Source organism: Deltaproteobacteria bacterium, from assembly GCA_030690165.1.
In the GTDB taxonomy this organism is placed as follows: Bacteria; Desulfobacterota; GWC2-55-46; order UBA9637; family UBA9637; genus JACRNJ01.
The window spans coordinates 1-9,887 of sequence record JAUYHF010000025.1 but is presented as its reverse complement, the minus strand read 5'-3'; the positions used below and the strand labels follow the sequence as shown (position 1 = coordinate 9,887).

Genomic DNA, 9,887 nt, shown 5'->3' with positions numbered 1-9,887 from the left:
CATCCATGGAGGAGATTGAACTACAGTAAACATGCTGACAGATATAAAGATATAAACAAAAAAGAATTGAGGGAGGCTGATACATAAAACAGGACATTTCTATTTTGGTAAGAATAGGACATTTCTATTTTGGCTTTACAGCAATATTTTTGAGCTTGCAAATCAATACATATTGTGTTAAAAATGCAGGCTGTAATAAATCCCCACACCAAAATCTTTGGTGTGGGGATAAATCCACACACCGTTGGATTGCCATAGGGGTGTCCTTTATAAGGATACTGTGGCAATGAGAAGATGGTGGAGGGAAAAACCAAAAAGGAGGAAGTATGGCGTATCTGACAATGAAACAACTTTTGGAGGCAGGGGTGCATTTCGGCCACCAGACAAAGAGGTGGGACCCAAAGATGAAGCCCTATATCTTTGGGGCAAGAAACGGCATCTATATTATAGACCTTCAGCAGACTGTAAAGATGTTCAAGGCAGCATATGATTTTCTCAAGGGAGTTACAGCAGGCGGTAATAAGGTTATTTTTATCGGCACCAAAAAACAGGCCCAATCAGCAATTGAGGAGGAGGCCAAAAAGTGCGGGATGTTATATGTCAATCAAAGATGGCTTGGCGGGATGCTGACTAATTTTTCTACTGTAAAGAAAGGGATAAACAGGCTTAATGAACTGGAGGCCATGAAGGCGGAAGGCAAGATGGAGGCCATAACCAAGAAAGAAGCTCTTATGCTTGAAAGGGAGAGGATTAAACTGGACAGGTATATGGGAGGCATAAAGGATATGAGTAAATTGCCTGGCGCAATATTTGTGATAGATGTGAAAAAAGAGGCCATTGCCGTGAAAGAGGCGAAGAAGCTGGGAATTCCTGTAGTTGCGGTTGTTGACACCAATTGCAGTCCTGATAATGTTGACTATATTATACCTGGGAACGATGACGCTATAAGGGCCATTCAGTTGTTTGTTTCATCTGCTGCAGCTACCTGTCTGGAAGGCAGACAGATTTATGAAGAAGGTCTTCAGGCAGCAACAGATAAAGAACAGGGCGCTATGGCGACCGCTTCAACGGAAACTGTTGCAGCTTCTTAAGGTATTGAAAGTATTGATAGATAATTTAACTCAAATCTCAAAACGCAAAACTCAAAGCCTTCAAACTGGTTTGAAAAGTTTTGAGTTTTAAGGTTGTAGTTTTGACATTTGACTTTTGAGTTTTGAAATTTTCTTTATTTGGGGGTTTTATGGAAATATCAGCAAGCATGGTCAGAGATTTGAGGGAAAAGACAGGGGCAGGGATTATGGATTGCAAAAAGGCGCTTGCAGAAACAAGGCTGGATTTTGAGGCGGCTGTTACCTTTCTCAGGGAAAAGGGCCTTGCATCAGCGGCAAAGAGGGCGGATAAGGTTACATCAGAAGGGCTTGTTGGCTCATATATACACGCAGGCGGCAAGGTTGGCGTCCTTGTGGAGATAAACTGCGAGACGGATTTTGTTGCGAAGACTGAGGAGTTCCAGTCCTTAGTAAAGGATATAGCAATGCATATAGCTGCGTTAAACCCTTACTATATTAGAAGAGAAGATGTTCCGCAGGATGTAATTGAAAAGGAAAGGTCTATATACAAAACACAGGCCGCTCAATCAAACAAACCGGAAAAGGTTATAGAAAAGATGGTTGACGGCAAGATAGAAAAGTTTTTTCAGGAGGCATGTCTTCTGGAGCAGGCATTTGTAAAAAATCCAGATACAACTGTCAAAGACCTTTTAACCGCTACTCTAACAAAGATCGGGGAAAACATATCAATAAAACGTTTTGCCAGGTTTAAGGTCGGCGAAAAAATAGTTTGAACCGTTTTTTAATTTTATGTCCAAATCAAAATTTAAACGTATACTTTTGAAACTCTCCGGTGAAGCCCTTATGGGCAGCCAAAATTACGGCTTGGATGTCAATGTTATAGAAGGCATCTCAAAAGAGATAAAAAATGTGCGAGACCTCGGAGTAGAGGTGGCGATAGTTATCGGCGGTGGCAATATATTCAGGGGCATCGCTGCCAGCGCCAATGGCATGGACAGGGCAACAGCGGATTACATGGGCATGCTGGCAACTGTTATAAACGCCTTGGCGCTTCAGGATGCGCTTGAAAAAAAAGGGGTTTATACCCGCGTTATGTCTGCTATTGAGATGAAGGAAGTGGCAGAGATTTACATAAGACGCAGGGCAGTGAGACATCTTGAAAAGGGGAGGGTGATAATCTTTGCCGCCGGCACAGGCAACCCGTATTTTACAACAGATACAGCCGCATCCCTTCGGGCCATAGAGATACATGCGGATGTAATACTTAAGGGAACCAAGGTTGACGGCGTTTATGACAGAGACCCTGTAAAGGATAAGAGGGCAAAGAAATACGATGAACTTACATATATAGATGTTCTGAAAAAGGGCTTGAAGGTTATGGATACCACTGCAATATCCCTTTGTATGGATAATAAACTTCCTATTATTGTATTTAATCTGAAAACAAAGGGCAATATAGAGAAGATTGTAAAGGGGGCTAAATCAGGAACTATTGTAAGATAGGCAGATAGAGGACGATATGATAGATGCTATTTTCAAAGAACTAAAGGATAAGATGGATAGGTCAATAGATGCGCTTCATCGCGAAATTGCAAAGCTTCGCACAGGAAGGGCGTCCATTTCCATGCTTGAAGGGATAAGGGTTGATTACTACGGAACACCTACTCCGATTAATCAGCTTGCCACCATATCGGTTCCGGAGAGTAGGCTTATTACAATCCAGCCGTGGGATGCGGGTGTTTTGTCAGACATAGAAAAGGCTGTTATGAATTCAGACATGGGACTAACTCCAACCAATGATGGTAAACTTATCCGTATCTCCATTCCACAACTTACAGAGGAACGTCGTAAAGAGATTGTAAAGACGGCAAAAAAAAATGCGGAGGAAGGTAAGGTTGCAATAAGGAATAACAGAAGAGACGCCAATGAGGAAATAAAAAAACTGGAAAAGGACAAAACAATTTCACAGGATGATCTAAAAAAGAGCCAGACTAAGATTCAGGAGATAACAGATAAATATATAGACAGGGTTGATGATATTCTAAAACATAAGGAAAAAGAGATAATGGAAGTATAATTTGCTTGACAGGGCTTAAGAAAGTTTGTTATAGCATTTACAGATTTTAATTCATTAAGGAAGGAGGATAGAATATGACAAAGGGTGAACTTGTTGACGCAATCGCAGGAGCGGCTGAGATTACAAAGGTTGCTGCTGAAAAGGCGGTAAATGCCTTTACAGAGACTGTGACCAAATCTTTGAAAAAGGGGGATACAGTCAGCCTTGTTGGTTTCGGAGCATTTTCCGTTTCCAAGAGAAAGGCAAGGAAGGGACGTAATCCTCAGACAGGAAAAGAGATTAATATCCCGGCAGCGAAGGTTCCAAAGTTTAAGGCTGGAAAAGGCCTGAAAGATGCAGTAAGAAAGTAAGGCAGATATTATAAGATTAGTTGCCATATGGCAGGGGATGGCCATGTGTTTACGGATTAGAAATCAGGAATCAGGAATTAATTTTCCTCTTTCCTGATTTCTATTTCATGTATTCTTTATTGGGCGGATAGCTCAGTTGGTAGAGCGCAGCCCTTACAAGGCTGATGTCGCAGGTTCGATCCCTGTTCCGCCTACCAACATTTTGCCTGAGGCAAAATCGGAGTGATGAGTGATCAGTGGCGAGTGATCAGTTTTATAAACATTCTTTCACTGACCACTGATCACTGTTTTTTAGGGGCCGTAGTTCAATTGGTTAGAGCACCGCCCTGTCACGGCGGAAGTTGCGGGTTCGAGCCCCGTCGGCCCCGCCATGTTTGTTGCCCTCACACCTATGCATAGGTGTGAGGGCTTTTCTTTTTATTATCGGTATGTTGTTTTGTATCCGGCAGTATGATAAAAATAGCGTGAGGCTAAAGCTAACATGATCAACATGTTTCATGTCTATAAGAACTATGACGGCATATCTGCCTTAACAGATATAACCCTGAAGATTGATAAAGGGGAATTTGTTTTTATAACCGGTGCAAGCGGGGCCGGCAAGTCCACTTTATTAAAACTCATGCTTTATACAGAGAGGCCGACACAGGGGCAGATTATAATAGGCGGAAAGAATATGTCAAGATTCAGCCGGAGAGAAATCCCTCCCTTCAGAAGGAAGATAGGTTTTGTGTTTCAGGACTTTAAGCTCTTAAACAACAAAACAGTTTTTGATAATATTGCCCTTGCGCTTCGCATTACAGGTATGGACAATAGGGATATAAATAAAAGGGTTCTTAAGGTACTGTCTTATCTGGGGCTTCAGCACAGGGCAAATTTTAAGCCCTTAACGCTTTCAGGCGGCGAACAGCAGCGGGTGGCTATTGCAAGGGCATTGGCAAAAGAACCCACCATACTTCTTGCAGACGAACCTACAGGAAATCTTGACCCTGAGCGGGCCCTTGATATAATCAATCTCTTCAATGACATAAATGCCAGAGGAACCACTGTGGTTGTTGCTACCCATGACAAACATCTGATAGACAGATTTAATAAAAGGGCTATTCTTCTTGACAAGGGAAGGGTGGCAATCTGACTCAAGAGGGTGGAATTTGAATTACCTTAGATGGCTTGTATATTTTGTTTCTGAGGCCTTCCAGAATATAAAGGTCAATATTGTAACATCCATTGTGACAATAGCAACAATTGCTATTTCTCTGGCTATCTGCGGATTATTTCTTGGTATTTTTATAAACCTGAGTAATACGCTAAGCAGCATGGGGAACGAGATTCAGGTTATAGCTTATATGAGAGACGGCATATCCGTTGATGCAATCTCAAATATAGAAAGAGATGTAGCTGTCATGCCGGAGGTGGAGAGTTTGGAATACATCTCAAAGGAAAAGGCCTTTTCTGTATTTAAGGAAGAATTGAAGGGACAAAAAGGGATATTAGAGGGTTTAGGCGCAAACCCATTTCCCGCATCGCTGGAGATTAAGGTAAAAAATCTATTCAGGACGCCGCAGGGTATTAGAGGCCTTATATCAAAACTTAAGACAACGAGCGGTATTGAGGATGTTCAATACGGTCAGGAGTGGCTTAACAGGTTCTTTGCCTTTATAAGATTTGTAGAGGTGTTTGCCTTAATAATAGGCGGTTTTCTCCTCTTAGCCACGGTATTTATTGTATCAAATACCATAAGGCTTGCGGTGTATGCCAGAAGAGAGGAGATAGAAATACTGGGTCTTATGGGGGCAACAGGTATATTTATAAAGGCCCCGTTTTTAATTGAAGGCATTGTGGAGGGTTTTTTAGGCTCGGTTACAGCAGTAGGCATTCTGCATACGGCCAGAGAAATTTTGATGCTGAAAACCCCTCCGGTTTTTGCTTCGCTGGTCAACCTGCCGGTTTTAACAACCTATTTTTTATGCGGGCTTATTGCCGGCGGAATTTTTCTGGGCATTCTTGGAAGCGCTATATCTCTGAGGAAGAGGTTCTCCTTACTACCCTGAACTTGCCGGCTACACTTTGCTAGAAGTTTTGAAGAAAATTTGCGAAACCTTAAATTCTCCCTCTTCTCAAGGAGAAGGGAGGGGGATGGATTTTAAGACGATATGAGCGATAAATCAAAATCTCATTTTTCGGATATTATCCTTTATTCCTCGCCTGATGGGGATGTTCATGTTGAGGTATTTTTCGGAAACGAAACCTTCTGGCTAAGCCAAAAGCGAATTGCGGAATTATTTGGAAAAGATGTTAGAACTATCAATGATCACCTGAAAAACATATTTGATGAAGGAGAATTGCGCCACGAAGCAACTATCCGGAAATTTCGGATAGTTCAAAAGGAGGGCAGTCGTGATGTGGCCAGGGATGTTGACTTCTATAATCTTGATGCAATTATTGCAGTAGGTTACAGGGTAAACAGCCGGCAGGCTACAAAATTCCGCATTTGGGCGACAAAGACCCTGAAAGAGTTTATCGTCAAGGGCTTTGTCTTGGATGATGAACGGCTAAAGCAGGGAAGGCGTTTTGGGAAGGATTACTTTGACGAACTCCTTGAACGCATAAGGGAGATACGGGCGAGCGAAAGGCGCTTCTATCAAAAAATCACAGACATATATCAGCAATGCAGCATTAACTACGATAAAGATGCGGATATAACCCAAACCTTTTTCAAGACCGTGCAGAACAAACTGCATTGGGCGATTACCGGGAAGACCGCCGCTCAGATAGTCGCCGAAAGAGCCAACGCTTCAAAACCCCACATGGGCTTGCAAACATGGAAGAATGCGCCGCAAGGCAAGATATTGAAGACGGATGTTACAATCGCCAAAAACTACCTTATCGAAAAAGAAATCAAGGAACTGGAGCGTATTGTCTCAATGTATCTGGACTATGCCGAGAATCAGGCTGCCCGCCAGATACCGATGAAGATGAAAGATTGGGTGCAAAAATTGGATGCCTTCCTGCGGTTTAATGAATACCAGATATTGAAGAACGCAGGCAAAGTTAGCAACTCAGTGGCTAAACAATTGGCGGAAGGTGAATATGAAAAATTCAGGGTGGTTCAGGACAGGGAGTTTGAGAGCGATTTTGATAGGGAAGTAAAGAAGGTGATGGGGAAGAAATTGAAATATAAATGAATCCACATCGTATTCCTAATATTTTAAAAATGCCAAAAAATACATGGACAAGAGAACAAACAATCGTTGCATTAAATCTTTATTGTAAAATTCCTTTCAATAAAGTTAGTTCAAAGCATCCAGATATAATCCGTATTGCAAAAATTATTGGCAGAACACCGAATTCTGTAAAAATGAAAATCGGAAACTTTGGAAGTTTTGATCCTGAATTGAGGAAGAGAGGAATTGTTGGTTTAGGAAATACAAGCAAGTTGGATGAAATTATTTGGAAAGAATTCAATAATGATTGGGATAATCTTGCTTATGAAAGTGAATTGTTGACTTCAAAATTTACTAATCAACCTTTAGAAATATTTTCAGAAATAAACATTGCAGACATTCCAGCAGGAAAAGAAAAAGAAGCAATAATCAAAGCAAGGGTTAATCAAAGTTTTTTTCGTTCAACAATTCTTTCATCTTACAATTTGAAGTGTTGCATTACGGGTTTGTCAATTCCAGATTTTTTAGTTGCAAGTCATATTGTTCCTTGGGCAAAAGATGAAAAAAACAGACTAAATCCTCACAATGGGTTATGTTTAAATTCAATTCACGACAGGGCATTTGATAAAGGTTTTATAACTGTTACGGCTAACTATAAAATTAAAGTTTCGAAATATTTCAATAATTTTAGAAAAGACAATATAGTTACTGATTTGTTTCTTAAATATGAAAATCAGTCAATCATTTTACCAGACAAATTTTTGCCCTCAAAAGAATTCTTAGAATATCATCACAAAAATATTTTTAGGGAATGAATTCAAATGTGCCACAAGAACTGTAAAAACTCACAACGGTCTGAAGCAAGAAAATAGTTCTGGGAAAAGAAAATAAGCGGAAATGTTGAGCGGGATAAAAAGAATATCCGGCAATTAAAGAAAGCCGGATGGCAAGTGATTGTTCTCTGGCAATGCCGGTTGGGGAAAAAACAATCGGATAAATGGCAAAATTCACTAATTGAAAAACTATCATGAAACTCCACTTCGACAGCAACCATGAATACCAGATAGAGGCAATACGAGCCGTTACCGATATATTTGAAGGGCAGCCTTTGAGCATCATCCCTCTGTTATTTGCCAATCATAGCCTTTTTGTTATAAGTAAGTCCTGCCAGCCTAAAACAATAAAAAAGCCCGCTGAAGCGAGACCGTAAGCCGGGTTCTGTCTCCCTCGCATCTATATTATAGGTGTGAGGGCGATGACCATTCATCTGGGACGCTGATTGCTCAGCGCCTCAAGCAACCAACCCGAAGGCGCGGACGGGCCATCCTTAAATGCCTTCCTATTTGGTCTTGCTCCGGGAGGGGGTTGCCGTGCCCCCGATGTCGCCATCGGGGCGGTGGGCTCTTACCCCGCCGTTTCACCCTTACCCCGATGTTACCATCAAGGCGGTTTGTTTTCTGTGGTCCTATCCCTGGGATTCTCTCCCGGTCGCCGTTAGCGACCTCCCTGCCCTGCGGAGTCCGGACTTTCCTCCACCCCGATATTACATCGGGGCAGCGGTCATCTCATCTCGCTTCAGCGAGCCATTATATCTATTGCGTGATTTGCAAGCCTGTCTGCCTCTATATTTTCCTCTCTGTTTATATGAATGATATCATACCTTTTAAATGTCATCAATAGGGCAGTTGCTTCTTTATAAAGCGGTATCAATCCTGCGCTTCTTACCTTATATTCAGCATTTATCTGCTTTACCATAAGCTCTGAATCCGCAAAGATCTTAACTGTCGTAGCGCCAAGAGACTTTGCCTCTTTCAGCGCAGCAATAAGAGCCTGGTATTCTGCCACATTATTTGTGGTCTTGCCAATGTATCGTCCTGTTTTCACCAGCGCCCTTCCATCCGCTGCTTTTATAAAAACACCTATTCCGGCATCTCCTGGATTTCCCCTTGACGCGCCATCCACATAGATATTGATCACCTCTGCGGGTTTGAAGGTATCAGCAAGTTTGAGAAGAAAAGACTGTATATCCTTGTCAGACATCTCATGGAAATCTTTCTTTGTTTTCGCAAAGTCAAGGGTTTCCGCCAATCTTTTGAGGAATGTATATTTAAGATTGTCTTTCAATGCAGAAGAGTTTAAACAGGCTGTCCTTTTTCTTGAGTTTCAGATGTTGGGTTCCAATATAGTATGCGGTGGCAGTGGGGGCAGAAAATAAGATCTGATGAACCTTTTTGAAGATATATATATGCCTGAGGAGGTATATTCATATGACAGCCCTGACAGGCGCCAGCCGCTACTGATATTATCGCTATACCATGTCTTTTTTCTTTTATTGTTTCATATTTCTTTAAAAGGGCAGAGGAAACATCTTTGGCAATTGCCATCTTTTCTTCCGTTTTTTCTTTTATTTTCTTCTCCCCATTTTCCTTATTTGTTTCAATGCTCAGTTTTTTTGCTTCAAGCTCATCCTTTTTATTTCTTAATTTGTCTTCTTCCTCTTTTATAAAACCTTTTTTCTCATCTATATTGGCATTTAGCTTGTTAATTTCACCCTCTTTTGCCAGTTTATCCTTTTTTGCCGTATTCATTTCTTTTGTAGCTGCCTTAAATTCCTTATCATTTTTTATATTCTTGAGCCTATCCTCATTTTTCTTTATCCTCTCTGCATATTCGGTTAGTTCACCCTCTAATGTCCGCCTCGCATTTTCCAATTCATCAATTTCTTTCTTCATTATTTCTAATTTATCTTCATATCCACGAACCTCGGCCAAAAGCCTCTCTGCATCCGCATTTGTTTCCCTGGCCTCCTTTTCTATCAAACCTATTTGAATGTCAATATCCTGAATCTTTTTGAGTAATAATAGCTGGCTTTTCAAAAATTCCCTCAACTAAACCCCTACCCAAAATCTTTGGTGTGGGGGTGAATATTTTCCTGTTTTTACAGGAACAAGACATGGTGGGCCCACCTGGACTTGAACCAGGGACCGACCGGTTATGAGCCGGTGGCTCTTCCAACTGAGCTATGGGCCCTTTAAAATTGAAAGGTTATACTAAAAAAAAGTTATGCCTTTGTCAAGGTTTCTTTTATTTAGGTAATGTCAATTATTATGTGTCAGTAAGAAAGGGGTATTAGTTCCCTCCTTTTTGTTTTCATAGGTAAATACAGCATACAGTATTCTTTCCATACTCGTTCTGTCGCTGAACACACCCATAGGTCTTGTCCTTCTCC

At 41.2% G+C, this 9,887-nt stretch carries 12 protein-coding genes, 3 tRNA genes and 1 other RNA gene; 11 read left to right on the top strand and 5 right to left on the bottom strand.

From position 1 onward, the window contains the following. Positions 1-326 precede the first annotated feature (326 nt). The 11 genes from rpsB to Q8P28_05065 all read left to right on the top strand — a co-directional run bounded on the left by rpsB (position 327) and on the right by Q8P28_05065 (position 7,473). Positions 327-1,091: a 30S ribosomal protein S2 gene (rpsB, locus tag Q8P28_05115; protein MDP2682173.1), complete on the top strand. Its 765-nt coding sequence runs from the start codon at positions 327-329 to the stop codon at positions 1,089-1,091. 149 nt (positions 1,092-1,240) lie between these two features. After that, entirely contained in the window at positions 1,241-1,843 is a 603-nt protein-coding gene (gene tsf / locus Q8P28_05110; GenBank protein ID MDP2682172.1) for a translation elongation factor Ts, read from the top strand. 16 nt (positions 1,844-1,859) lie between these two features. Continuing rightward, positions 1,860-2,573 carry a UMP kinase gene (pyrH, locus tag Q8P28_05105; protein ID MDP2682171.1) on the top strand — a complete coding sequence of 238 codons (714 nt, stop codon included), beginning with the start codon at positions 1,860-1,862 and terminating at the stop codon, positions 2,571-2,573. Positions 2,574-2,589: 16 nt separating this feature from the next. Continuing rightward, the gene (gene frr, locus Q8P28_05100; protein ID MDP2682170.1) at positions 2,590-3,147 is read left to right on the top strand and encodes a ribosome recycling factor; all 558 of its coding nucleotides are present in this window, start codon (positions 2,590-2,592) and stop codon (positions 3,145-3,147) included. Positions 3,148-3,221: 74 nt separating this feature from the next. Further along, the gene (locus Q8P28_05095; GenBank protein MDP2682169.1) at positions 3,222-3,497 is read left to right on the top strand and encodes an HU family DNA-binding protein; all 276 of its coding nucleotides are present in this window, start codon (positions 3,222-3,224) and stop codon (positions 3,495-3,497) included. Positions 3,498-3,618: 121 nt separating this feature from the next. Next, positions 3,619-3,694 (top strand) — tRNA-Val (locus Q8P28_05090). Positions 3,695-3,791: 97 nt separating this feature from the next. Continuing rightward, a tRNA-Asp gene (locus Q8P28_05085) sits at positions 3,792-3,868 on the top strand. Between the two features lie 110 nt (positions 3,869-3,978). After that, positions 3,979-4,629: a cell division ATP-binding protein FtsE gene (ftsE, locus tag Q8P28_05080; GenBank protein ID MDP2682168.1), complete on the top strand. Its 651-nt coding sequence runs from the start codon at positions 3,979-3,981 to the stop codon at positions 4,627-4,629. Between the two features lie 16 nt (positions 4,630-4,645). Beyond that, positions 4,646-5,545 (top strand): permease-like cell division protein FtsX, encoded by a 900-nt coding sequence (gene ftsX, locus Q8P28_05075; protein ID MDP2682167.1) that lies wholly within the window; start codon positions 4,646-4,648, stop codon positions 5,543-5,545. 102 nt (positions 5,546-5,647) lie between these two features. Further along, positions 5,648-6,679 carry a virulence RhuM family protein gene (locus tag Q8P28_05070; GenBank protein MDP2682166.1) on the top strand — a complete coding sequence of 344 codons (1,032 nt, stop codon included), beginning with the start codon at positions 5,648-5,650 and terminating at the stop codon, positions 6,677-6,679. Positions 6,680-6,708: 29 nt separating this feature from the next. Further along, positions 6,709-7,473 (top strand): HNH endonuclease, encoded by a 765-nt coding sequence (locus Q8P28_05065; protein MDP2682165.1) that lies wholly within the window; start codon positions 6,709-6,711, stop codon positions 7,471-7,473. On the opposite strand, the gene Q8P28_05060 is transcribed toward Q8P28_05065, so the two are convergent. The 5 genes from Q8P28_05060 to Q8P28_05040 form a co-directional block, all read right to left on the bottom strand. Next, on the bottom strand, positions 7,463-7,795 hold the full coding sequence (locus Q8P28_05060) for a hypothetical protein (protein MDP2682164.1): 333 nt from the start codon (positions 7,793-7,795) through the stop codon (positions 7,463-7,465). The genes Q8P28_05065 and Q8P28_05060 overlap by 11 nt on opposite strands. A gap of 54 nt (positions 7,796-7,849) precedes the next feature. Beyond that, positions 7,850-8,235, bottom strand: an RNA gene (gene rnpB, locus Q8P28_05055) — RNase P RNA component class A. After that, on the bottom strand, positions 8,234-8,782 hold the full coding sequence (locus Q8P28_05050) for a ribonuclease HI family protein (protein MDP2682163.1): 549 nt from the start codon (positions 8,780-8,782) through the stop codon (positions 8,234-8,236). Before Q8P28_05050 ends, rnpB begins: the two co-directional genes overlap by 2 nt. A gap of 11 nt (positions 8,783-8,793) precedes the next feature. Further along, a complete protein-coding gene (locus Q8P28_05045; GenBank protein MDP2682162.1) occupies positions 8,794-9,534 on the bottom strand; it encodes a C4-type zinc ribbon domain-containing protein in 741 nt (246 codons plus the stop codon). 78 nt (positions 9,535-9,612) lie between these two features. Then, positions 9,613-9,688 (bottom strand) — tRNA-Ile (locus Q8P28_05040). Positions 9,689-9,887: the final 199 nt, after the last annotated feature.